The organism is Pseudanabaena sp. PCC 6802 (assembly GCF_000332175.1).
GTDB lineage: Bacteria > Cyanobacteriota > Cyanobacteriia > Pseudanabaenales > Pseudanabaenaceae > PCC-6802.
Genome location: NZ_KB235914.1, coordinates 2,672,270 through 2,696,791, shown reverse-complemented (window position 1 = coordinate 2,696,791; position 24,522 = coordinate 2,672,270). Strand labels below are relative to the sequence as shown.

General features: G+C 49.7%; 22 protein-coding genes. 9 read left to right on the top strand and 13 right to left on the bottom strand.

Features of this window, described 5'->3' with window-relative positions; translation table 11 throughout:
- Window positions 1-204 precede the first annotated feature (204 nt).
- The 4 genes from PSE6802_RS0118015 to PSE6802_RS0118000 all read right to left on the bottom strand — a co-directional run bounded on the left by PSE6802_RS0118015 (window position 205) and on the right by PSE6802_RS0118000 (window position 4,383).
- The gene (locus PSE6802_RS0118015) at window positions 205-1,434 is read right to left on the bottom strand and encodes an ATP-binding protein (RefSeq protein ID WP_019501443.1); all 1,230 of its coding nucleotides are present in this window, start codon (window positions 1,432-1,434) and stop codon (window positions 205-207) included.
- A complete protein-coding gene (locus tag PSE6802_RS29520; RefSeq protein ID WP_019501442.1) occupies window positions 1,431-2,939 on the bottom strand; it encodes a tetratricopeptide repeat protein in 1,509 nt (502 codons plus the stop codon). The genes PSE6802_RS0118015 and PSE6802_RS29520 overlap by 4 nt, the downstream gene beginning before the upstream one ends.
- Window positions 2,940-3,032: 93 nt before the next feature.
- The gene (locus PSE6802_RS0118005; RefSeq protein ID WP_019501441.1) at window positions 3,033-3,599 is read right to left on the bottom strand and encodes a zinc ribbon domain-containing protein; all 567 of its coding nucleotides are present in this window, start codon (window positions 3,597-3,599) and stop codon (window positions 3,033-3,035) included.
- Between the two features lie 73 nt (window positions 3,600-3,672).
- Window positions 3,673-4,383 (bottom strand): gamma-glutamyl-gamma-aminobutyrate hydrolase family protein, encoded by a 711-nt coding sequence (locus PSE6802_RS0118000; RefSeq protein WP_026103384.1) that lies wholly within the window; start codon window positions 4,381-4,383, stop codon window positions 3,673-3,675.
- A 176-nt stretch (window positions 4,384-4,559) separates the two neighbouring features.
- On the opposite strand from PSE6802_RS0118000, the gene PSE6802_RS0117995 reads away from it, so the two are divergent.
- Complete coding sequence (locus PSE6802_RS0117995; RefSeq protein WP_019501438.1) at window positions 4,560-7,169, top strand: VIT domain-containing protein; 2,610 nt, start codon at window positions 4,560-4,562, stop codon at window positions 7,167-7,169.
- Window positions 7,170-7,185: 16 nt separating this feature from the next.
- Here PSE6802_RS0117995 and PSE6802_RS0117990 read toward each other — a convergent pair whose 3' ends face one another.
- Window positions 7,186-8,079 carry a LysR family transcriptional regulator gene (locus tag PSE6802_RS0117990; RefSeq protein WP_019501437.1) on the bottom strand — a complete coding sequence of 298 codons (894 nt, stop codon included), beginning with the start codon at window positions 8,077-8,079 and terminating at the stop codon, window positions 7,186-7,188.
- A gap of 331 nt (window positions 8,080-8,410) precedes the next feature.
- Between PSE6802_RS0117990 and PSE6802_RS32715 the strand changes: the two genes are divergently transcribed.
- From PSE6802_RS32715 to dxr, 7 genes are all read left to right on the top strand, one after another.
- Complete coding sequence (locus PSE6802_RS32715) at window positions 8,411-8,758, top strand: hypothetical protein (RefSeq protein WP_019501436.1); 348 nt, start codon at window positions 8,411-8,413, stop codon at window positions 8,756-8,758.
- Between the two features lie 294 nt (window positions 8,759-9,052).
- Entirely contained in the window at window positions 9,053-9,673 is a 621-nt protein-coding gene (locus PSE6802_RS0117980) for an anthranilate synthase component II (protein WP_019501435.1), read from the top strand.
- Window positions 9,674-9,773: 100 nt separating this feature from the next.
- Window positions 9,774-10,547, top strand: a complete 774-nt coding sequence (locus PSE6802_RS0117975) for an MBL fold metallo-hydrolase (protein WP_019501434.1) — start codon at window positions 9,774-9,776, stop codon at window positions 10,545-10,547.
- A 25-nt stretch (window positions 10,548-10,572) separates the two neighbouring features.
- On the top strand, window positions 10,573-11,478 hold the full coding sequence (gene lipA, locus PSE6802_RS0117970) for a lipoyl synthase (RefSeq protein WP_263970410.1): 906 nt from the start codon (window positions 10,573-10,575) through the stop codon (window positions 11,476-11,478).
- Between the two features lie 130 nt (window positions 11,479-11,608).
- Window positions 11,609-12,163, top strand: coding sequence for a DUF3038 domain-containing protein (locus PSE6802_RS0117965; protein ID WP_019501432.1), 555 nt, complete (start codon window positions 11,609-11,611; stop codon window positions 12,161-12,163).
- A gap of 18 nt (window positions 12,164-12,181) precedes the next feature.
- Complete coding sequence (locus PSE6802_RS0117960; protein WP_019501431.1) at window positions 12,182-13,720, top strand: after-VIT domain-containing protein; 1,539 nt, start codon at window positions 12,182-12,184, stop codon at window positions 13,718-13,720.
- 104 nt (window positions 13,721-13,824) lie between these two features.
- Entirely contained in the window at window positions 13,825-14,988 is a 1,164-nt protein-coding gene (dxr, locus tag PSE6802_RS0117955; RefSeq protein WP_019501430.1) for a 1-deoxy-D-xylulose-5-phosphate reductoisomerase, read from the top strand.
- Between the two features lie 189 nt (window positions 14,989-15,177).
- Here the strand turns inward: dxr and PSE6802_RS29515 are convergent, their stop codons facing one another.
- From PSE6802_RS29515 to PSE6802_RS0117930, 5 genes are all read right to left on the bottom strand, one after another.
- Window positions 15,178-16,254 carry a hypothetical protein gene (locus PSE6802_RS29515; protein WP_019501429.1) on the bottom strand — a complete coding sequence of 359 codons (1,077 nt, stop codon included), beginning with the start codon at window positions 16,252-16,254 and terminating at the stop codon, window positions 15,178-15,180.
- A 345-nt stretch (window positions 16,255-16,599) separates the two neighbouring features.
- Window positions 16,600-17,349 carry a triose-phosphate isomerase gene (gene tpiA, locus PSE6802_RS0117945; protein ID WP_019501428.1) on the bottom strand — a complete coding sequence of 250 codons (750 nt, stop codon included), beginning with the start codon at window positions 17,347-17,349 and terminating at the stop codon, window positions 16,600-16,602.
- A gap of 363 nt (window positions 17,350-17,712) precedes the next feature.
- The gene (locus PSE6802_RS32110; RefSeq protein WP_071592306.1) at window positions 17,713-17,910 is read right to left on the bottom strand and encodes a hypothetical protein; all 198 of its coding nucleotides are present in this window, start codon (window positions 17,908-17,910) and stop codon (window positions 17,713-17,715) included.
- The gene (locus PSE6802_RS0117935) at window positions 17,907-18,281 is read right to left on the bottom strand and encodes a DUF1257 domain-containing protein (protein WP_019501426.1); all 375 of its coding nucleotides are present in this window, start codon (window positions 18,279-18,281) and stop codon (window positions 17,907-17,909) included. Before PSE6802_RS0117935 ends, PSE6802_RS32110 begins: the two co-directional genes overlap by 4 nt.
- Window positions 18,282-18,439: 158 nt before the next feature.
- Window positions 18,440-19,333: a class II fructose-bisphosphate aldolase gene (locus tag PSE6802_RS0117930; protein ID WP_019501425.1), complete on the bottom strand. Its 894-nt coding sequence runs from the start codon at window positions 19,331-19,333 to the stop codon at window positions 18,440-18,442.
- Window positions 19,334-19,486: 153 nt separating this feature from the next.
- Here PSE6802_RS0117930 and PSE6802_RS0117925 point away from each other — a divergent pair, with 153 nt between their 5' ends.
- A complete protein-coding gene (locus tag PSE6802_RS0117925; protein WP_019501424.1) occupies window positions 19,487-21,517 on the top strand; it encodes a ribonuclease catalytic domain-containing protein in 2,031 nt (676 codons plus the stop codon).
- 102 nt (window positions 21,518-21,619) lie between these two features.
- Here the strand turns inward: PSE6802_RS0117925 and PSE6802_RS0117920 are convergent, their stop codons facing one another.
- From PSE6802_RS0117920 to PSE6802_RS0117910, 3 genes are all read right to left on the bottom strand, one after another.
- Window positions 21,620-23,014, bottom strand: coding sequence for a TldD/PmbA family protein (locus tag PSE6802_RS0117920; RefSeq protein ID WP_019501423.1), 1,395 nt, complete (start codon window positions 23,012-23,014; stop codon window positions 21,620-21,622).
- A gap of 126 nt (window positions 23,015-23,140) precedes the next feature.
- Window positions 23,141-24,157, bottom strand: a complete 1,017-nt coding sequence (locus tag PSE6802_RS0117915) for a diguanylate cyclase (protein ID WP_019501422.1) — start codon at window positions 24,155-24,157, stop codon at window positions 23,141-23,143.
- 15 nt (window positions 24,158-24,172) lie between these two features.
- Complete coding sequence (locus PSE6802_RS0117910) at window positions 24,173-24,514, bottom strand: slr1659 superfamily regulator (protein ID WP_019501421.1); 342 nt, start codon at window positions 24,512-24,514, stop codon at window positions 24,173-24,175.
- Between the last annotated feature and the right edge of the window lie 8 nt (window positions 24,515-24,522).

The following is a 24,522-nucleotide window of genomic DNA, read 5'->3' as shown; positions in this document are numbered from 1 at the left end:
AGAATGTACTGAAATAAGCAAAATATAGGCTTAAACCCAGTCAAATCGTTACTGAATTCGTTGGATTACGGGTTTTATGGACGGGGTGAAGGGGTGAAACCCTTTCTTGGGGGCAACGCCCCCAAACCCCCTTCTCGTTTTCACCTGAAAACCGCTATATAATCTTTCGTTGCGCAAAGTGCGGATGGGGTGGCGAAAATAAAGCTACTCTGCTTGCAAGATGGGATTGGGCGCGATCGCGATCGCGCGATCGTCTGGCAGGAGGCGCACGAGGTCTTGCTGGACGAGGGCATTAATCATGGGCAAGATTTCGTTAAATTCTTTTACACCCATGCGTTCTAGCTCTCCGAGCGTAATGTTCTCATCAGAAAGAATGCCTTTACCGAGAATAAGTTGGAGGAGATAGGCTTCTTCAGCAGTGAATCCTGTCTGACCGCGCAGTTGCACTTTGGCATATTCGAGTCCTGCTTCCAAAATATCAAGGGTGATTTTGTCGGCTTCGAGGTTGGCGGCGCGGAGCAATATGTAACTGGCGCTGCGATTGAACCAGCGAGGAATGCCAGAAGACTTTTCACAGAGAATGCGAGCGGTTTCGGGGGTGAAGGGATGGAGGGCGGCAACTTCGTCGTTGTCAGAAATATCTTTAATCCTGGCACTGGCAAGGTATTTCTTCAGCATGGTGTAGGTGGTATCTACATCGAAAGGATTTAGTTCCAGACTGAGGTCGAATAATCCTCGTTCGCGGTTGACCAGATCGCGGGTGAGTCCACCAGGATGTCCGCTCAAGAAAAACCAGGCATCGCCTTTTAGCATTCCCTGAGCGTCTTCGAGCAGTTGTCTGACTCTCGCCGGATCTTGTTTGTCAAGATCGTCGATGCCGATCGCAACGCGATCGCTTGTTTTTAAAGCCCTTTCCAGCAGTCCTTCAAAGGCAAGGGCAGGATATTTAGTTGGCTCTACATCGAGAATTTTCTCGGTGAATTTGGCACTTATTCCCAATTGACCGCCAATTTCACTGTCTCTTTGGCGAATCAGATTACCTAATCCCATCTCATTGAGTTGTCGTTGCGCCCACTCATCTTCTGGCATCTCGCGGGCAAGCGCAATCAGGGCTGCCGTACCAAGATCCATGTTTGGTTGCAAGGTGATGTAGGCAACCTTTGCTTGAGAGTCGTTACGTTGCAATCCTTGCAATACTTCGAGGATAAATGCAGATTTGCCGATCCCCGTCCAACCATAAACCAGAACGCGTTTACGTTCGCGACCTCGCAGTAAGGGTACAACCTGTTTCAATTCTTCCACGCGACCCGTAAAGACGCGATCGAGGGTTTGGGAGCGCAGGCTGGAAGCACTTTCCGTGAACGGAATTTCGCGTAAATTCCAGCGCTCGAATATTTTGTCATTTTGCTGGAACAGGCGATCGATATCGCTCATGCAACCTTGACTCCTTTGGCTTGAAATTGGTGGACTAACTGCAATACTTCATCTGCTTCCGCTTTGCGAGGGCTTTCAAGTTCGGCATAGAGAGTGGAAGCCATTTCTAGTTCGCGTTGGGCATCTTCTAAATAGCCGAGGTGCAGCATCATACGACCCAGAGCCAGTCTACAGTTAGCGATACCTGGTTTGTGGTTTATATGGCAATAGATGCGCAGGGCATCGCGATAAAGCAGTCTAGCCTTTTCCCAATCGCCAAGTAGTAATTGTACGCGGGCAATCTGGGCTAGCACATCTGCTCGCCGCTCTAAATTGTCAGTTTGGCGATAATAGTCAAGGTTGGCTTGTAACTGCGCCAACCCATCATACCAACGTCCTTGCTGAACGTAGTAAATACCAAGACGATACTGCGCGTCAGCAAGTGCTTCTCGAATGTCAGCTTGATGCTCGCTCGACAATGCCACAGCACGTCCGTAGGCAGAAATTGCCTGCTCTAAATCCGCAGGATTCTGGCTATCAGCGAAACGTTTATCCCAGATAACTGCCAATAGCCAATAAGGATATAAAAGATTGGGATTGAGATGAATTGCTTCATTACAGTCTGCGATTGCTCCTTCATTGTCACCTAATTCATACTTCGCAATCCCGCAATTGGAGTAGGCAATGGCATCATTGGGATCGAGGCGAACCGCTTCACTATAGTCTGCGATCGCTCCTTCATTGTCACCCAAGTTAGACCTCGCAACCCCGCGAGTGTAGTAGGCAGTGGCATCATTGGGATCGAGTCGAATCGCTTCGTTAAAGTCTGCGATCGCTCCTTCTTTATCCTCTAAGATAAACTTCGCAATCCCGCGAGTGTAGTAGGCAGTGGCATCATTGAGATCGAGTCGAATCGCTTCACTATAGTCTGTGATCGCTCCTTCATAGTTGCCTAAGTTAGACTTCGCATTGCCGCGATTGTAGTAGGTATTGGCATAATTGGGATCGAGTCGAATCGCTTCGTTAAAGTCTGCGATCGCTCCTTCATAGTTGTCTAAGTCAGACTTCGCATTGCCGCGATTGTAGTAGGCAGGAGCATAATTGGGATCGAGGCGAATCGCTTCACTATAGTCTGCGATCGCCCCTTCCTTGTCCCCTAAGTAATACCTCACATTACCGCGATTGTAGTAGGCATAGGCATAATTGAGATTAAGGAGAATCGCTTTGTTATAGTCGGCAATTGCTCCTCCCTTGTCGCCTAAGTCAGACTTCGCATTACCGCGATTGTAGTAGGCAGGAGCATAATTGGGATCGAGGCGAATCGCTTCACTATAGTCTGCGATCGCTCCTTCACGATCACCTAAGTCAGACTTCGTACTACCACGATTGGAGTAGGCATTGGCATCATTGGGATTGAGGCGAATCGCTTCACTATAGTCGGCGATCGCTCCTTCATAGTTACCTAAAGCATACTTTGCATTACCGAGATTGTAATAGGTAGTGGCATCATTGGGATTGAATGGCATATTAGCGTATAGTGCAGTGTCCCTATTTTACAGCCTGTCTATTTTATGAGTGCTGCTTGCTTTGGTTATTTCTATCTAACATTAGCTTGCCAACTAAGCTAATTTATGGCCGCAGCTAGAGCAGAAGCGATCGCTCGGCTCGACTGCCGTACCGCATTGACTGCAAAATCGACGAGTACTGGCACTTGAGGTGGAAGTGGAGGTTGAAGCCGCTGCTGCGCTTCCCATGCGCATTTCCATATTTCCCATCCGCATTTCCATCGGATTCATATTTATCTCCATGTTCCCCATTTTTAATGGCTGCATGGGCTGCATCGGTTTCATGGGTTCCATTGGTGGCATGGAGAAAGAGGGAGCGCTAGCAACCTGCTGCATCTGGATTTGTTGAGCGCCGCCAACGAAGGATGCAGCGCTTGTAACGCTGGCAGTGTTGCCTTGAACGCTAATCAGAACTTCTCCTTGCGCGGTAAAAACCTTGATTACTGCACCATTTGGAGTGCGGAACAGTTCCGGTGGGGCAGTCCAAACGCCAGTGCTAACGCTACTGCTAGCTTGTTGCTGCTGTCCCGGACTGCTGCTAACTGTTGTAATGATGGTTTGGGTGCCTTGATTATCAAGATAGATGCTGTGACCCGAGCCTAACTCGCATACGTAAACCATGATATGTCTCCTGGTAAAACAGCTCTCCTATTGACCATTGTAGGTTAAGTGGATGGTCGATCGAATTATCTTTCTAACTCGATGCTGCCTCTACCAGGGCGTGAAATAAAGCCTTTTGGGCGGGACAATGTGCTGATAGCTCGGGGTGCCATTGTACTGCCACTGCCCAGGGATGGTCGCGGTGCTCGATCGCTTCGATCACGCCGTCAGGAGCATGGGCAACCGCATGCCAGCCACCCGAAACCGATTGGATGGCCTGATGGTGCCAGGATGTGACTTCCGTATTGGTAACTTTCAGAACTTCCGCCAGACGGCTTTGGGTGGTCACCTCCACCGTATGCGATGTGGGGCGGCGCGGATTGTCCAATCTATGCAAAACATTTTCGCCAAAATGGTCTGGAACGTGTGCAACAAGATTGCCGCCACTAACCACACCCAGTACCTGCATCCCCCGACAAATGCCCAGAATAGGTACGCCCTCTGCCATCACCATCTCAGCCAGGGCTAGCTCCGTGCGATCGCGTTCCGCATCAACCGAATAAATGGTGGGATGCGAGTAGCCACCATAAATAGCCGGATCGATATCACCGCCACCCGCCAAAATCAGTCCGTCAACCTGCTGCAAAATTCGATCTGGGTGAGGCTCGCCCGGCGGTAACAAAATGGGAATGCCCCCCGCATTGCGGACGGCATCCACGTAGACAGCCTGCAAGGCAAATTCACTAGCGTCATTCCGACCGTACATGGTGATGCCAACGATCGGCGATCGGGGTTTGGATCTCAAAGTAACTGCCACGACAACAAAACTAATAGCTCAGATCTTAATCATACAAAATATTCGCATGTCTGGAGTCGCGTACTTGAGTAATGCGTTACAAAAACTGCAACTGACCGCGCCGAAGTTTACAGCCATGCCATTCTAGGATGAAAAATCCCAGGCTGAACTGGAATGGACTCTCTATGAAACTAGGTTACGCATTACCAACCGCTTTACTACTGACCGGAGTGGCAGTAGCACATTACACCTTCGCTCAATCTGGTAGAAAGATGCCCAATCGAATCCCCACCAACCCCACAATTATTCAACCAGGTCCAGAGCAGGTATCTGGTAACCAGAGCGATCGCTCGGACGCGCAAAACTCCAAGCAAAGTCATGCCAATGGTCTATTCGTCCTGGATAAAGAAGGACGACAGCAGGTATTCCCACTCAAGCATACCGATGTGAAGGCAAAGGTGGCTGGGAACATATCGCGAGTGGAAGTCACGCAGACATTCCAAAACCCCTTCGATCGCCCTCTAGAAGCGATCTATGTCTTCCCCTTGCCCGATGAGGCCGCCATTGACGATATGGAGATTAAGATCGGCGATCGCATTATCAAAGGCGATATCAAAAAACGCGACGAGGCCAAAGCCATCTACGAACAAGCAAGACAGCGAGGACAGACCGCAGGACTGCTGGACCAAGAACGCGATAATATTTTCACGCAATCCCTAGCTAATATCAAACCAGGGGAGCAAATTAACGTCACGATCCGCTACACCGATAGTCTCAAATTTGAGAAGGGGGACTATGAATTTGTCTTTCCGATGGTGGTAGGGCCGCGCTATATCCCTGGCCAACCAATTAGCCAGGAGCCAGAGACGCGATCGCCCAATCCCAATACTACCAACCCTGCGCCCGACACCGATCTCGTACCCGATGCCTCTCGGATTACGCCACCAGTTCTCAAACCAGGAACGCGCTCCGGTCATGACATTAATGTCAAAGTTGAAATCGATGCTGGCGCTCCGATTGCGGACGTGCGTTCTATCTCCCATCAGGTCATCCTGCAATCTGATGCCGACTCCAGGATCGCTGTCAAACTGGCACCCACCGATACGATTCCTAACAAAGATCTAATTCTGCGCTATCGCGTGGCGGGAGAGCAGTTGCAGTCAACCGTGCTCACTAATACTAGCGATCGCGGCAGTCACTTTGCCACGTATCTAATTCCCGCTTTGGAATATCGTACTGAGGAAATCGTGCCGAAGGATGTGGTGTTTCTGATGGATACTTCCGGCTCGCAGTCCGGCGATCCGTTATTGAAATCCCAGGAACTGATGCGTCGCTTTATTCATGGTCTCAATCCCAACGACACTTTTACGATTATTGACTTTGCCAATACGACTCGCCAACTCTCATCTACACCTCTACAGAATTCTGCGAGCAATCGCCAAAAAGCACTAAATTATATAAACCAGCTTGATGCCAACGGCGGCACGGAGTTGTTGAATGGCATCGATGCGGTGATGAAATTCCCCAGTCCTAACGAAGGGCGCGTCCGCAGTATCGTCCTGCTCACCGACGGTTACATCGGCAACGATAATGAGGTAATTGCGGAAGTGCAAAAGCGCCTCCAACCAGGGAATCGTCTCTATGCATTTGGCGTGGGCAGTTCTGTCAATCGATTCCTGCTCGATCGCCTCGCCGAAGTGGGACGGGGTACGGCGCAAGTGGTACGGCAAGATGAAGCAACTGAAGCAGTAGCAGAGAAATTCTTCCGACAGATTAACAACCCCGTCCTGACTAATATTCAGGTGCAGTGGGAGGGCACGGGGCCGGCTCCCGAAATCTATCCCCAGGCAGCCCCCGATCTATTTGCGAATCAGCCCTTAGTTCTCTTTGGTCGCAAGCAAGATCGCTCTAGCGGTAAGCTGCGAATTACGGGCATTGCTGCTGGCGGCAAGCGCTATGAGAAAACTCTAGATGTCAATTTCGATCGCCCAGCCAATAATACTGGCATCGACCAGTTATGGGGACGCGCTCGCATTAAGGATTTAATGAATCAGATGTTTGGCAATGAAATTAAGTCGCTCGTGGAAGCGGTTACTAACACGGCACTGTCCTATCGTTTGCTATCGCAATACACGGCTTTTGTCGCGGTCAGCGAAGAGGTTCGAGTGCAGCCCAATGGTAAAACAGAACGCGTGCAAGTGCCCGTAGAACTACCACAAGGAGTTAAGTTTGAAGGGATTTATGGAAACGATGCTAAGGATGCTGCTACTGCTAATGTCGGTACCAGTAGTTACATTGCAAAGCAGCGCATAGTCGCAGCTCCAGTTGCCCCTCCACCCGCACCCAGATTTCAACCAAGTCCTCAATTATCTCAAGCGAAACCAACTGCTGCGGAACCCTCAATTACAACCGATAAACCATCTCCTAACCAAACGCCTGACCAAACAACAGTGCGATCGCGCATTCAAGTCGTGAGTTTAACTGGTGTAACGGTAGCTGAGAATACTGGCATTACTGGGAAGATGCCACAGCAAGAACAGGTGCGCGTATATCTCATCGAGCCGCTGATGCGCCACCTGCAAAACCTGAACGTACCGACCAATCTCAGCGGCGATATAGTGCTGGAGTTCTCAGTTAACAACGGTCGCATTAGTAGCATCATCCTTGACGATCGAGCTTCTTCGCTACAAGATCGGGCTTCGATCGATCGATTGCGGCGATCGCTCCTGAGTTGGGCAGCACCTCGCTCTGCCAATGGCAAAGCACGTTTGGTTCTGCGGATTGCAGCTAGGTAATCTATAACGTTATAGATTACCTAAATTGCTTGAGCGTATCGAGGAAAGCATAGACCGCAGGCACGTGCAGTCCGTTAGCGAGCACTGAAACGCCAATGATGCGTTCGAGACGAGTTGGCAAACTATAGACGTGCAAGTCATCGGGGATTGGTTCTGCTGCCAGGCGCGGTAAAATGGTCGCTCCCAATCCCCTCGCCACCATGCTAATAATCGTCGAATCTTCTCTTACCGTATATGCTACTTGCAAATTGTAGCCAAACTTGGCACAGTGAGCCTGTACTAAGTAATTGCAACTGTAACTATCGGGTGTAGCGATGTGGGGATAGCTGCATAATTGCTCCCAATCTAGCTGTGTCCCTTTAAGTTGGAATGATGGAGGGAAAATGGCAATATATTCATCTCGCAGTAGTTCCCATGCTTCAAACTCTTCGCTGTTGGGCAGATAGGTAAAACCAATGTCGGCGTACCCCTCTCTCAAAGCCTTATCAACACCGTGATAGTCGGGATATTCAGTAATGCTAACTGCGATCGCGCTAAAGCGATGCCGAAACTTAGCGATCGCGTCGGGCAGAATATGGGTAGCAACGCTGCGTAACGTGGCAATCCGTACCTGTCCGCCCTGTAGTCCTTTGGATAAATTAGCATCTTTAACTAGATGTTCCAATTCCAGTAAAATCTGTCGCGCGTGACCGACTACCTGCTCGCCCACGGGCGTAAGGTGCGCGCCGTGGCGACCGCGTGAGAGAAGTACGATGCCTAATTCTTCTTCTAAAGCTGCGATCGCGTGGCTGACGGCTGACTGCGATACCTCTAGATGCAAAGCCGCCTCACCAAAATTACCGCTGTCCGCTACTGCCACAAAAGCACGTAGCTGTGACAGTTTAATTTGATTCAGGACACTGCTATTCATGCCAGATAAATTTCGTATCAAAATTGCTCATGCTATAGGCATTGTGCCACCAGTCTCAGGATCTAGCATCACCTGAATCGATGAATTTTATTCATGAAACCAATGCAAGTATTAGCTCGATTCTTTAAGGTCGGGCTGTTTACAATAGCTACCACCGAGCACCGCAACTTAATATCCATATATCCATTACAAGATCTGTTCTAGATCCGTCGAATTCATTTCAAACATCATTCTAAGAGGTGAATCTAAAGCATGATGCGAAGCCCATCTCATTGGGGCATGCTGATTATAGAACCTCCAAATCGACCGAAGTATTCTTGAGAGGTATATTATGAAACTCTTTACGCGCTCATCTCAAACATCTAATTCCGAATCCTTAGATCCTCTGAGATCGGAACAATGGAAAAATTATTGCGATTTAGAATTAATTTCGACTGAAGCCAGCGATCGCCATAGTCGTTTAATTAGCAAACCTCATGGCATTCTTGGTGCCATACAAAATCTATGGGAAGGCTTGATAGACGTGCTAACTAAGGAACCAGAAATAAAGGTATGGCAAAAGCAAGACCGCCACGGAAATACCTATTGGCAGGCCTACGATCCCTGGACGGGCGATACAGTTAGCATCGCTTCAGAATTAGAAATGCGTTACTGGCTTGAAAGTCGTTACCGTCGCTAATAAATTACGTTTGATTTGACTTTGTATTGCAAAATGTTTGTTTGACAGGTACCCCGCGATCGCTTTGACTTGAGATTAGATGAGGAGAGCGATCGCCTCCACCTCTCCAGTTAAAGCCACCCCCTTAAATATTGGCGCTCGACGAGAAAAGACAAGAGTTCAGTTGGCAGGCAGGTTATTGTGGCTGCTTGCTGGAAGTCTGGTTGGAACTTGACAACAGCAAGATGATTTTTACAGTTGCGATCGCAGACGGTAAACTAATAACTGAAATCTAGAATAGTCAGCGATTAAACCTTGATTTTAGTTATCGATAACTACGACAGTTTTACCTACAACCTGGTGCAATACCTGGGCGAACTGCTGCCAGAATATCCCCACCTGGGTGAGGTAATGGTGCGGCGTAACGATGAAATCGCGATCGCCGAAGTCAAACAACTTGCCCCTAAAGGCGTGGTAATTTCACCCGGTCCCGGTCGCCCCGAAGAAGCAGGCGTTTCATTGGATATCATTCGCGACCTGGGGGCATCGGTACCAATTTTAGGCGTGTGTCTGGGGCATCAGAGCATGGGTCTAATTTATGGAGGTCAGGTTGTCTCTGCCCCCTACCTCATGCACGGTAAGACATCCGAGATTTATCATACGGGTGTTGGTGTCCTGGCTGGTCTGAGCAATCCCTTCACCGCTACCCGCTACCACAGCCTGGTCATAGACCGCAACCACTGCCCCGATGTCCTGGAAATCACTGCCTGGACAGACGATGACATTATCATGGCGGTTCGACACCGTGACTATCACCACGTCCAGGGCGTACAGTTCCATCCAGAGAGTATACTAACCAATGCTGGCAAAGATTTACTCCGCAACTTCCTGAATGGAATTACCAATCCCCAACCCCAACCATCGGTAAGGGTTTAGCATTTGTGCGACAGTCTTGCCATCAAATGCGAGCGTTATTGACAAATGCTAAACCCCTGCGGTATCCCCAACCCCTAACCCCTAACCTCTAATAACAAACATGCAACGCAGACAATTCATTCAATTAGCTAAAGGTGGACTTATTAGTGCTGTTTCTGCCGCCGGAGCGATCGCGCTAGACCGCAACCTTTCACCTGCCTACTCGCAAGGCGGCGGATCGCTATCGATTCAATGGTTGGGGCACATGAGCTTTTTGATTAGCGGTGGCGGGAAAACAATTTTGACGCATCCCTTTAAGCCCGCTGGTTGTACGGCAAATAAACCCCAACCCAAGGCTTCCGCCGATCTCATCCTGATTAGTTCGCGCCTGCTGGATGAAGGCTACATCGGGGGGCTAGAAAAAACAAACCGCGTTTTATACCAGCCCGGTGCCTACAGCGTGCAAGGTCTTAATATTCAAGGCATTCGCATGGATCACGATCGCATTGGCGGGCGGCGCTTTGGAACTAACGTAGCGTGGCGATGGCAGCAGGCAGGCATCCGCATCCTGCATCTCGGTGGTGCCGCAGCCCCGATCTCAGCCGATCAACGCATTTTGATCGGTCGCCCCGACGTGGTCATCATACCCGTAGGCGGCGGGCCGAAGGGCTATACGGCAGCCGAAGCCCAGGCAGTGGTTAGCGCGCTCAATCCCAGGATCGTAATTCCTTCCCATTACCGCACTGCTAAAGCCTCCAGCAACTGTGAATTAAGCCCGGTGGATGAATTCCTGACCCTTATGTCTGGAGCCAAGATCCAAAAGCTAGGCGGATCGAGTTTGCAGTTGACCGCATCCAGTCTACCTAGCTCCCTATCAGTAACTGTTTTCAGTTAGGGACTTGCAGTTAAATAATTTCCTAATCAAAGTCAAAATGGCAGTCAAACCCGATTGGTTAAGAGTGAAAGCGCCCCAGTGGGAGCGCGTTGGTAATGTCAAGGACACCCTGCGCGATCTGGGGCTTAACACCGTATGCGAAGAAGCCTCCTGCCCTAATATTGGCGAATGTTTCAACCAGGGTACTGCTACATTCCTGATTATGGGGCCTGCCTGCACCCGCGCTTGCCCCTACTGCGATATCGACTTTGAAAAGAAGCCGAAATCCTTAGATCCCACCGAACCCGATCGCTTAGCTGAAGCAGTGCGCCGCATGGGGCTGAAACACGTGGTGGTTACCTCCGTCAATCGCGACGATCTGCCCGATGGGGGTGCCTCGCAGTTCGGGCGCTGCATCGATCGCATCAAAGCGGTCATGCCGCAAACCACGATCGAAGTACTGATTCCAGATCTGTGCGGCAACTGGGATGCGCTGGCGGAAATTCTCTCGGCACAGCCCCACGTCCTCAACCACAATACCGAAACCGTCCCGAGGTTATACAAGCGCACCCGCCCGCAGGGCGAATACAGTCGTACGCTGGAGCTATTGCAGCGTACTAGGGCGATCGCGCCGTGGGTATATACCAAATCTGGGATGATGGTAGGACTGGGAGAGGAACCAAGCGAGGTGGTGTCAGTCATGCAAGATTTACGGGCGGTTGATTGCGATATCATCACCATTGGGCAGTACCTGCAACCCTCGCAAAAGCACTTGAACGTGCAGGAGTTCGTCCGTCCCGAGCAATTCGAGCAGTGGCGGCTGGCGGGCGAGGCAATGGGCTTCTTGCAAGTAGTTGCTTCGCCATTAACGCGCAGTTCCTACCATGCCGAGCAGGTACAGGCTCTCATGCAACTCTATCCTCGCCCCATCCCCCATAATGAGGTAAGGTGATTCTCACACAAAAATGCACCGATAATTGTAGGGGCTGTGCCCCGTGCCTGCCCCCAACCCCGTGCCTGCTCCGAACAAATTGGGGCAACCGAAGAGGGATTGCCTCTACGTCTTTTGCATTTGACCAGTCATGCAGTCCTCCGAGCCATTTTCCGAAGATATAGAAACACCGCAGTTACACCAGATCAAAGCGCATCTAGATTTGATCCTGCTAGCGTTGGAAGCTCTGACAGGTATCGGCTCAGAAGCCATGCTGCAAGCGGCGGAAGAATTAAATTTACAGGAGGTACTCAGCGATCGCATTACCCTCTGGCGACTGCGACAGGCTAGCCCATTGCGCAAGGGCAAGGGTGGCAGGAAAAAACTGGATGTAGACGAAGCGAGGGCAATGGCGCTAATCGGTTGCCACCTGGCAGCCAAAAGCCATACAAAAATTCGCGATGCCGTGGCGCATCTAGAAAAATGCACGGCACAAAAACGCCCGCCCTACCAGGATGGCACCTTGGGCGATTATCTAGATCGCTTCAACGATTTCTACCAGGAACGCATGGCGGAGGAAGGGCAAATTGTCAGTAGTAGCTTGCAAAGGTTAGCATTGAAATTATTAATCGATCTTTTGTTCTATAGCGCGCCCACAGGCTCGCGCCGTCTCTGGGTTGCCCTCCTGGAGCGCAGCCGTTCCTAACCCCCGCTCTTACCAGATATGTCCAGCCCTCAAGCCTTAGTACAAAAGCATCTCTACGAGCTACCCACCTGCGTACTGGAGGTGCAGTCACAGCGATCGCCGCTGTCGGAGTGGTCAGATCGCCCGATCGCGCAAAATCTCCAGTTTCGCCTCACGCTTGAATCGAGTCAATCCTGGTTCTCGAAGAAGCAGAGAGTTATTCAAGGCGATCGCACTCAGCTTGGCAAGTTAATCGTTGCCGTGGCCGATTATGTCGATCGCTTCCTGTCCGACGATCTAGTTACGAATTTGACCCACAAGCTATCGGTACCTGGTCTATCCAGATTAAATCTCAGTACGTTACAACTTTTCGATCTAGTTTCTAATTTGGAGCAATTTGCGATCGACGTGACGATCTTGCCTACCGTAGAACTAGAGGTTAAGCGCATCACCCCTGCATGGCTAAAAATTGCCGCGATTGTAATTGCTACAGTGGGCATCAGCACCAGCGCCGTGACCTTAATCTTTCGATCGCCCACCCCAGAACTCGTCACCAGTTCCAATCGCGATCGAGAAGTTGCAGAGAAGTCTGCTGATTCTCAGCGCGAACCAGATGCGATCTCTTCTGCTCGACCGAAAGAATCCGCTCCAGTTAGTCCGTCTCCCAAGTCCGCGCCCGATCGGGAACAATCTCTTCCGCACCAGACAACCAAACAAACACCTGCATCAGCACCATCTACATCCCGATCGCCCAAACGAGAATCTCCTCCCGATCCAATTATTGCGCTATCTCCCTCACCAGTAGAACCATCTCCAACTAGTTCCCCACCTCCACTGCCAGATAACCCAGATAAAATAGATAAAGTTGTATCCTCCCAATCCCCACCCGCATCCAAGATAGAAGGAGGTCAACTTGAAAGTCCAAGCCCATCGAGCAGTCTGCCAAGGACAATAACTCCTCCAATCAAACCGCAAACTACAGAGAACAAAGATGAGAATCTCCGTCGCGATCGCCAGACTCTCGGATCGGGTACCATCGCTGCGGAAAATAGCGATCGGCATAATCTGCCTGCCAGTCCGCCAACCCAGCCTGCGTATAAGCCCGCACCACTTCCTCCTGCGCCAATGTCTCAACCAACGCCAGATCGTTCTCCATCAATAGTCAAACGCCCTGAGACAGAAGGGTTTACAACTAAATACGGACAGCGATCGCAATCTCTGCCTGTCCCTGCTCCAGTGCCAGTCACCACGCCTGCTGCTGTTACTGCTCCTCCTAATCGTAGTGCCACTATCCAGGTTGGAAATATCGAAACGAATTTGAGTCAGGATGTCAAAGATTCTCTAACTAAGCATTTACAAGCGATCGGCCTGTCCGCCAATCGCAGCGGAGCGGTAGTATTTGATATCTCTATAGAACGCGGCAAAGTCGTGCAAATTCAATTCGATCTAGACGCATCTACACTAAAAGACAAAGCGGTCATGAGCCAGATCGAGCGATCGCTCCTGAATTGGCAACCACCGATATCCACGAATGGCAAAATCCGTCTGAGCGTTGACGTTCGGCATCGCGATCGCTAACTCTGAAACTATCGCGGTTTTGTGACCAAATTTCTTTAAACTAAAACAAGGTGGTTGCTAAATATTAAACAAATATTAATAACATTTCTTTTAAGAATAAAAATATGAAACCCATTACCCTGCTTGGCTCTACTGGTTCGATCGGTACCCAGACCCTCGATATTGTGGCGCAATATCCCGATCGATTTAGAGTAGTAGGTCTTGCCGCAGGGGGAAATGTCGCGCTCCTCGCCGAGCAGATCCGTAAGTTTCAGCCCGAAATCGTGGCGATCGCCGATCCAAGCAAGTTAAACGATCTCAAGGAAGCGATCGCGGGCTTAACGACACAACCCATGCTGCTCGCGGGCAGTGAAGGCATCCAAACTGTTGCTGCCTATGGTGACGCTCAGACTGTAGTTACTGGTATTGTTGGTTGTGCTGGGTTACTGCCAACTGTGGCGGCGATCGAGGCGGGTAAAGATATTGCCTTGGCTAATAAGGAAACCCTGATTGCGGCTGGCTCCGTGGTTATACCCTTAATTAAGCAACACGGCGTGAAGCTTCTCCCTGCCGACTCCGAGCATTCAGCTATTTTTCAGTGCTTGCAAGGCGTGCCTGAGGGCGGGCTGCGGCGGATTCTGCTGACTGCCTCCGGCGGCTCGTTCCGAGATTTACCTGTGGAAAAATTAAGCAGCGTCACAGTTGCCGATGCGCTCAAGCACCCCAACTGGTCGATGGGACGCAAAATTACGATTGACTCCGCCACCCTTATGAATAAGGGGCTGGAGGTAATCGAGGCACATTATTTATTTGGCCTCGACTACGAACAAATCGAAATAGTCATTCACCCACAAAGCATCATTCATTCGCTGATCGAGTTGCAAGATAGTTCGGTACTGGCACAACTGGGGCTACCGGATATGCGCCTGCCACTGCTCTATGCCCTCTCGTATCCGGAGCGCATCTATACCGATTGGCAACGACTCGATCTGTTCAAGTGCGGCGACCTGACTTTCCGCGAACCAGATCATCGCAAGTATCCTTGCATGCAACTTGCCTATGCTGCAGGCAGAAGTGGTGGCACCATGCCTGCCGTCCTCAACGCTGCCAACGAACAAGCAGTAGAACTCTTCTTAAATGAAAAGATCTCCTTCGTGCAGATCCCTCAACTCATCGAAATAACCTGCGATCGCCACGACTGCATCGCCCAACCCAGTCTGGACGATATTGTCGCCGTAGACGCATGGGCAAGGCAGACCGTAGTAGAGCAGCTTTATGCTGTGAAGTAGGGTTTGGGAGTTGCCGCAGGGGTTTAGCATTTGTTATGAATTCTTTGGTTTGATGCCAAGACAATCGGACAAATGCTAAACCCGTACCGGGGTTTGGGGGTTGCCACAGGAGTTTAGCGTTTGTCATGAATTCTTGCGTTTGATGCCAAGACAATCGGACGAATGCTAAACCCTTACCTAGGTTGGGGATTAGGGGTTGGGGGTATTTTTCTTGAGGATCGGACGGCTTGGACGTTCGGAAGACGATCTGGGAATAGGCTTGCTCGATCCCCCATCGCTAAAGCTGCCCTCCCGATCTCCATATTTCTTAGGTTTGGGCTTAAATCCCGATCCCGAGCGATTATCTTGCTTGCGGAAAGGCTTGCGCGATCCTTTAGAAGGGATGGTTGCAATAAATTTCGCATCAAGGATATTCAGTACGTTGCCCTGGCGCTGCGCGTTAATGTCCCAAAATTGGCCGACTGCGTTAGCAGGCAGAATACCCGCTAGGGCAATTTTAAACTTTGTTGTAGATTTCGCAGCGCCCTTCTTCTGGTCGGACTTTTGCGGTGCAGGTTGTTTTGAGCCTTGCGGATCGCTACGGCGCACTTTAATAAATACTTGATTTTGTTCTAGTGACTGAGCTGTCACTTCGCCGCGCACGGAGAAATAACCATCGTCGATATTAGGTTCGGTGGGCTGATCGGGTTTCCCCATTTCCAATGGTGCCCACACGCCAGCGATCTGAACGTGCAAATCTCCCGTTTTATCGCGAGTGCGGGGATATACTACCCAGTAATAGTCTTTTTCGAGATCGAGCCGTTTTTTCACAATTGAAATAACCTTACCCAATAACACGGCATCGATCTCTGTTCCATCGGGTGTAACCAGATTACCTTTGCTGAACTGATCTGCTTCAGGCGTATAGCGACCTTGAATCAGGCCAATAGCCCTATATTGCATCGGCTCAGTGGCAGGCGGAATTGGGAGGTTACGCTCCAAATGCTCGACCGATGGTGGCATATCGGACGATGTGTCAGGCGATTGCTCTATAGCCTCTGCAGTTGTCACTGCCGACTCAACTGGTACTTCAACCTTAGACGTAACAGTTGATGCCTCTGCTTTGTCCGTCGTTTTGTCCGCAGGTTCTGGCTTGACTGGAGGACTAATCAATTTGACTAGCTCTAGTTTTTGAGATTCCTTAGCAGGAGGTTTGGGCGCTACCAAATCTGATGCAGAACTAACAGGTGGCTTAGGAGACTTACTGGACTTATTTAATTTGCTCATTTGAACCTCCGGAACATACCATGACTCACTTGGGGAAAAGCTTACGAACTTTGGAAATTACCAAAGTCAAAGCTGGGAAATCATAGGAAAACTTTTGCAAAACCTTTTGCCAAATTAACAGGACAAGCTCAAACCGAATCTATGCTGTAAGTCATAAAATCTTAACTACTTTTAACATAGCGAAGGAAGATGAACCCCCTGTTAATTTCCTTGTATTAAAAGGAGAACTGAAGCCATCGCAATAAGTTTAAACCATAAGCTTCTAGATCGTTGACATCCTAGCATTAACCTTAATGAAATAGTCGAAAGCTTAGGAGACAACACTAACTCCACACCTTGCCTTGATTATAGCGAGCGATAATTGACTATGCGCGCAAACCCCTCAGGATCTAAGCTGGCTCCACCAACCAGAACGCCGTCGATTTCAGGCTGTGCCATAATTTCGTCGATATTATCGGATTTTACCGACCCCCCGTATTGAATGGTGAGATCCCGATCGTTCAGTTGGCTGCGGATTTTACCAATGACGCGATTTGCTTCTTTGGCTTCGCAGGTATCGCCGGTACCGATCGCCCAGATCGGCTCGTAGGCAATTATTAAGTTTGTGAGATCTACATCTTGCAGGCCATTTTGCAGTTGGGAAGCAATCCATGTTTCTGTTTCACCGGCAGCGCGATGCTGCTTGCTCTCACCTACGCACAAAATCGGAGTCATGCCGTGTTTTTGAGCAGCTTTGAGGCGTTGGTTAACTGTTGCATCGGTTTCGCCAAAATACTGTCGTCGTTCGCTATGACCCACAATTACATATTTAATTCCCAACTCCACCAGCATAGGAGCAGCGATCTCGCCTGTAAAAGCCCCGTTATCAGCCCAATGAACGTTCTGCGCTCCAATACTGAGGTTGGTTGGAGCGTTCGCAGCCAGCCCCAACAGTGTGGGCAGAGTAGTAAATGGGGCACATAAAATAATTTGTGCGGCTGCGCCAAATTCGCTCGCTTGGGCAGTGAGTTGAGGTAAAAAATCAACCAGAAATGCTTTAGCCTCCGTCTGGGTCTTATACATTTTCCAGTTGCCAGCAATTACAATCTTACGCAAATTTAATATTCCTTAAAAGAGTCCGTTTTTAGTGCTTAACTCACCTTACGCAAAAACTTGTGAACCCCTCACCTCTCACCCCTCACCCTCAGGGAGAAGGGAAAAGAACCGGAACGGGGGGTTGCACCCCTGCGACCCTTATGTACGAAAACACGTTACGAGTTACAGGAGATTACAGGTCTGTGTAACATAAGTTCTTAACTAGTTTAGTTTTAAACCTGACTCTTCTATAAAGACTTGCTTAAATTTTGCAAAGCAATATTTTGTGGCTTTGCCCTGCTATAGATTTCAGGTATTGCGAATTAGTCTGGAATTCTTTGCGTGCAGGTATATTTAGCTGCATTGCGAAAGGTCTGGATGCCCTCAATAATCTGGAATTCTTTGCGTGCAGGTATATTTAGCTGCATTGCGAAAGGTCTGGATGCCCTCAATAATATTGACGTGTCCGCAGTTGGGGCAGTAAACCTTTTCATCGATCTGTGGCTCGATATCAGCTCTGCTCCACCAACTTTTGCAGCGATCGCAACAAAAATGATACAGAAATTCTAAAGATACCTTCATACCCAACGCCCCACGACTACGCGCACAGTACCATCGGGTAAGATCTCGGACTGTTCGATCGCAAAGCCCTGTGCCTGTGCTTTTACGAGCAGCGCTTTATGGGCGTATTTTTGCGTGACGGTACCGATAAACGCCTGCGGATCGATCCGCGCTCCCCAGAAATCCGCCACTAATTCATAACTTGCAGCTACTTTCCTAAAACCAAGGTCGTAGCCATTATTTTGCCGAATGACGTAGTCCGCTTTCGTCTTATTCCCCTGATAGCCCCGTACCATAGCATTTTGTTCTACGCTATACCCCAGATCTTTGAGCGCTTCCAGCAAGATCTCGCCATCCTCGATCTGAACCCTGATAGTTGTAAAGTGAGACATGAAATTTTTTCTCCTACTTGGGTCTAGTATTCCACATTTACCATCAGGGCGATCCCCTGCGGGATGCGTACTGCCAGAAGCGGATTGCCCCTATAAGCATTTTATTGAAGATCTCAATTGGTAGGGTGGTGGGCATTGCCCACCTTTCGAGGAGCTTCCTACACCGCACTAGCTGCCAGCATGTCGGCATAGGGTGACTGGTGGAGGTGTTGCTTGTGGGTAGAGCCGAATAGCTCCAGTTTATCGGTGATGACTGCTTGCATGGCATCGATCCCGCTTTGCATTACGTCTAGCAAATCCTTAAGCGGGGAGTTTTGCAAACTTTGCGCCAGGTTGCTGACATACGCCTGTCTCACTTCGGTATTGACATTAAACTTGCAGACCCCAAGCTGAATGGATTGGGCGATCGTGGCGGGTGGTAAGCCAGATGCCCCATGCAGTACCAGGGGCACGTCAACCGCCGCCCGAATTGCCGCCAGACGCTTAAAATCCAGGCGTGGTTCGCTCTTATATTCGCCATGCACGTTACCGATGGTTACGGCTAGCGCATCCACACCCGTAGCTTTAACAAACTCCACAGCTTGAACGGGATCGGTCATTTTGGCCTCTTTCTCGGCGACAGTGAGACCATCCTCGGTGCCGCTGATTCTGCCAATTTCCGCTTCGATCGCGGCTCCACGAGCGTGGGCTAGTTGTGTCATTGCTTTTGTAAAAGCCAGATTTTCTGCATATGGTAAATGCGAGCCATCCGCCATAATCGATTTCATGCCAGCATCCAGAGCAGCTCGAATTGCCTTTTCCGAGGTACTGTGATCGAGATGGACGCTGATGGGTACGGTTGACGCTCTTGCCGCTTCCAGGCACAGGGCAACTAAACCCGTACCGCCATAGGACAGGGCGCTGGGATGAATTTGTAACATGACGGGACTGAAGTTTGCCTCCGCTGAGTCTACGACTGCTCGCACTCCCTCCAGGTTGTAGATATTAAATGCGCCGATCGCATAGACATTGCGCCGCGAGGTTTCGAGTAATTCCCTAGTGGAACAGAGCATATAAGGCTATTGGAGAGTTAAAGAAGTGTTGATGCTAAAGCCCATTATAAATTTCTTGTTGCCTTTAGAGTAAAATTCACTAGAGGCACCTAGGCTATAAACTCGGTCTAAATAGTTCTGGGTAATTGTGGGAAGTATTGGGAAATATTGCTTGTGGAAAAAGGTACTCTGGTTGAGTTTCGTCTGCATGGCGATCGCCGCTTGGCGGTCGTCGATCGCCCAGAAGGGAAAAAGCATCTGCAAGTAATTGATGAAAACGGCACGCCTCATACTCTGCACCCGCGTGAAATTGACTACGTAATTCAGGGTAAAACTAATGCTGAACCTGAAAAGTTTACAGTCAAGCAGATCCCTACTTTCCACCAGCAGGTCAAGCCATACCTCGATCCCGATAGTTTGGCGGTAGCATGGGAGATTTTAGTAGAGGAGCATCAGCCCGTTACCCCAGAAGGGCTGGCTCAGCTACTGTTTTCTGAGGTTAGCGCCGCTACGACCTATGCCGCCTACTGCTTGCTCAGCGAAGACAAACTCTACTTTAAGCAAAAGGGTAATGGCTACGAGCCACGCTCTACAGCCCAAGTCACCGAATTAAAACATCAGGCGGAAGTAGCAGCGGCACGGGCACAGGAAGCCAACACATTTTTGCAAAAACTCAAAGACAAACTGGTAGGCGAGCAGGTGGAGTGGACGAGTAGCGATCGCCATCGATTAGAAAGCTTAGAGCGCTATGCCATTCATGGGGAGGAATCGTCCGATAAATCCATCGCGATCGAACTGTTGACAGCGCTGCATCGCCCTAAAAGCGATACAGGAGCATTTCAACTCCTGGTGGACTTGGGACTTTGGAACGTTCATGAGAATCTATTCCTCAGGCGCAGTCAGATTCCCATTCGTTTCTCTGCGGAACTGCTATCTAAGGTGCGGGAATTTATCGACTCGCCAACTCCAGATTCGATCGCGCGCCTCGATCTAACCCATTTGCACGTCTACACGATCGACGATGAAAGTACTAGAGAAATCGACGATGGTTTGAGTGTTGAAACCATTGCCAATGGCAAGCAGCGTCTCTGGATCCACATTGCCGATCCGTCGCGCTGGGTGCAGCCCAATGACATTTTCGATCGCGAAGCCCGCAAGCGCGGTACTAGCGTTTATCTGCCTACTGGTACGATCCCGATGTTCCCGCTTGAGTTTGCCACGGGGGTGATGAGCTTAGTCCAAGGGCAGATTTGCCATGCCCTGTCCTTTGCGATCGAGTTAGATGATGATGGTATGGTGGTGAACTACGATGTCTGCGCCAGTTCGATCAAGCCGAGCTATCGTCTCACCTATGAAGATGTCACGGAGATGTTAGAGCTGGGGGTGGAAGCAGATCTCGAAGCGATCGCCAGGTATGCTCGCCTTAGAACTAATTGGCGGCGATTGCAGGGAGCGATTAATATCGACTTGCCGGAAACTACCATTAAAGTCGATCTCGACGATCCTGAAAGCCTGACTTTAGAGATTTTGGATGACTCCTTCTCTCGACAATTGGTAGCGGAGATGATGATTCTCACGGGCGAGGTAGCAGCTAAATTCGCGCAGGCTAATAATATTCCAATTCCCTACCGCTATCAGGAACAGCCAGACCTCCCATCTGAAGAGGAGATTTTGCAGTTACCGCCAGGCCCAGTACGTGAATTTGCCATCTGTCGCTGCATGACCAAGGGAGAAGCAGGAGTCTATCCTTTGCGTCATGCTGGCTTGGGCTTAGATGCCTACGCTCAAGTCACGTCACCCATTCGCCGCTACAGCGATCTCCTGGCACACTGGCAGATTAAAGCCCATCTCAGCGGTCAACCTTTACCGTTTACGGTGGAATCTTTGAGCGACCTGCTACACGCGATCGATCCCGCTATTTTTGAAGCAGTTCAGATCGAACGCCAAACCACTCGCTACTGGAGTTTGGAATATCTGCGCCGCCATCGAGATACTGTGTGGCGGGCGCTGTTGTTAGATTGGTTACGCGAAAACGAAAGGCTGGGGCTAATTTTACTGGAGGACTTGGGTCTAAAGCTGCCAATGCGAATGACCAGAAACATTAATATCGGCGAAAGTCTTAGCCTCAAGGTATCCGATGTTGACCCGCGCAAGGACATCATTCAGTTTCAGGAAATACAAGCAGCAGTTCTCCAGGCTACTTAAAGTCTCATACCAAATCCCGATCTGTTAACCCTTTTCTCACAGTCTGCCTGCGCAGACTGTGTTTGTATAGCTGCGACTCCTGGTCGCTAGGCATGGGATCGTTCAGGCTTCGCCGCCGACTACAACATTGCGAATTCGCAGGCTGGGGGAACCGCAGCCGACTGCCAGTCCATTCTGACCGCCTTTACCGCAGCCACCTGACTCATCCCAATAGAAATCATCGGCGATCGCTTCGATATCCGCCAAAGTTTGAAATACGTTGCCTGACAGGGTTACATCTCTGACTGGCTCCGCAATTTTGCCATTGCGAATCATCCAAGCTTCTCCGGCAGTGAAGGTAAACATCTCGCCATTAGTCATGCCGCCCTGCCAGTTTTTGGCATAGACACCAATGGGAATATCTTCAAACAAGTCCGATACGGGAGTTTTGCCACGCCCAATCCAGGTATTGGTCATTCTGACAATGGGAGGGTAATGATAGTTCAAACAGCGGGCATTACCTGTCGTTGCCTCACCCAGTTTGCCAGCCGTTTCGCGAGAATGCAAGCGCCCCACCAACATACCATCTTTAATTAGCTGCGTGGTTGTAGCCGGTACGCCCTCATCATCGTAGAAATAACTGCCGCGATGGAAGCCATAATCGTCAAACGGTGCGGCTCCGTCAAAAATTTGCAAGTCCGACGTACCAAACTGCCTGCCCAAGCTCATTACCTCTAACAGATCGGGGTTTTCGTAGATTGCATCCGCTTCGGAAAGATGTCCAAATGCCTCGTGTACGAATAGTCCCGCCAGGATCGGATCGATCGCCACCGTATAGGTATTGCCCTGCACTACAGGTAAATTGAGCGCGGTCACAGCTCGCTCGGCTGCCGATTTAACCTGACGCTCCAGTCCCTCTAAGTCGCTATAGGCGCGCCTGGAACCAACGGTTTCGCGACCAGTTTGGACGGTATTGCCATCGCGCGCCGTCGCCGCAAAGCGCATTTCCCAATCCGCCCACGACTGGTAGATCGTGCTGCCTTCAGATGTAGCGATCGCGATGTTCTGCGTGCTATCGCCATAGCGCACGGAAGTAGTAACGATTTTATCCGACACCGCCTGCAAAATATCCGTATAGTGATTGCATAGCGCCTTTTTTTGCGCTAAGGGAATCTGGCGCGGATCGACTTGAATCATCGATCGCTCTACCTGAATCGGATCGACCTCAGCCAGAATGGTTTCTTCATTACCCACCCACTTGGCAGCAGCGATCGCTTCGAGTAACTTTTGCTCCAGTTTCTCCCAGCTATCAAAGCTGGCAAATCCCCAGCCACCCTTGTGGCAGGCGCGTACCTGTCCCCCAGTGGAAATGCCCGTGCTGAGAGTTTCAACTTTGCCGCCGCGCAAAAAAATGTCAGTCCCCTCCGATTGTTCCAGGCGGATCGTGAAAAAATCTACCTGCGATCGATATTTACTAACCAAATCCTGGAGCCGATCTTGAGTCTGAGTAATATCCATGACAGCTATATAAAGTTAATCTTTTGACCAGTAAGGTGGGCACTGCCCACCCTACCCATGAGATCTCTATAGCCATCCTACTCCAAATTGTAAAATTTCTTCACTAAAAGCTGACCGCTGAAAGCTTCAGGTCATGGATAGATAAATTATGCGGTTTCTTCCTTGCTGCTTGGCAATGTAAAGTGCTTGATCTGCCTCGTCAATTAGATCCTTAGGGGAGCGATTCTCAGTTGGTACGACACTGACAATGCCGATACTTAAAGTTACGTAGTCGCTTACCAGCGATCGCGGGTGTATTATCCTCGCATTGGCAATTTCGGTTTGAATCAGTTCGGCTACTTTCATTGCCCCCGCCGCGCTAGTTTGTGGCAAGACCACGACAAATTCTTCACCGCCAAACCGAGCTACCATATCCATAGGGCGGTTGAGAACGCGATCGATCGATAGAGCTACCTGCCTCAGACAATCATCCCCCGCTAAATGGCCGAAGGCATCGTTGTAGTCTTTAAAGAAGTCCACATCGCACATGACTAGGGCGAGTGGCGTGCGATCGCCCAGCATCTGTTGCCACTGACGGTTGCAATACTCATCAAACTTACGGCGATTAGCGATCTGGGTGAGACCATCCACCGTTGCCAGGAGATTAGCTTCCAAGGCTTTATTAAACCAGTGCGTTTCTACTGCATCGCCATGCTCGATAATCGTTCGCATGATGGCTTCCAGGTCATCTTTTTCCTTGGAAAGAATTTTCAGCAGAGATTGTAGAGCGGTCTCGGACTGTTTGCGCTCTCCAACTTCATGTTGGAGTTGTTGGTTAAGTACGTAGAGTTGAGCCTCAATAGTGTCGCTGTGCTCGACAGTAGTTTGTAAAATTACCTCTAAATCGGCCTTTTGCCGAGAGACAATTTCTAAAATCGACTGTAGAATTGCCTCTTTCTGTTGACGCTGCAAAATTTCGGCCTGAAGTTGCTGATTTACCTCTTGTAATTGAGCCTCAATCACATCACCATGCAGGGCAGTTGTTTCCAGGGCAATTTGTAGATCGCGATTAGCCCGTTGCAATCTCTCAACCTGCTCGCACAGCCAGCTTGTCGAAGCTGCCCGATCGTTATCATAATTATCGATTGAGGTTTCAGTTCCCACGATCGTTCCTTAATCTTAGACAAATTCTAATTTCATATTTGGCATTAAACGTTGGAGATTTCGCAATGACTTAGTTTGCCACAATACCTTATTAGAGCCTTGTAACGTAATCTCAACACTACCTCTGTTACGCACCTCCACCACAAACATAGACAGCATGCTGATACCAGAACTGTTGAGGAACTCTAGCTCTTTGAGATCGATCGTTAGATCTGATGCTTGAGTTATGGCATCGATCAACAAATTCATAATTGGTTTATATTCTTCTATACCATCAAGTCTGAGGAACCCCTTTAAGAAAACCGTGGCATTTTCTCCGTCGTACCATACTTTGTAATCTTTATTTGTAATTTCCACGCTAACAA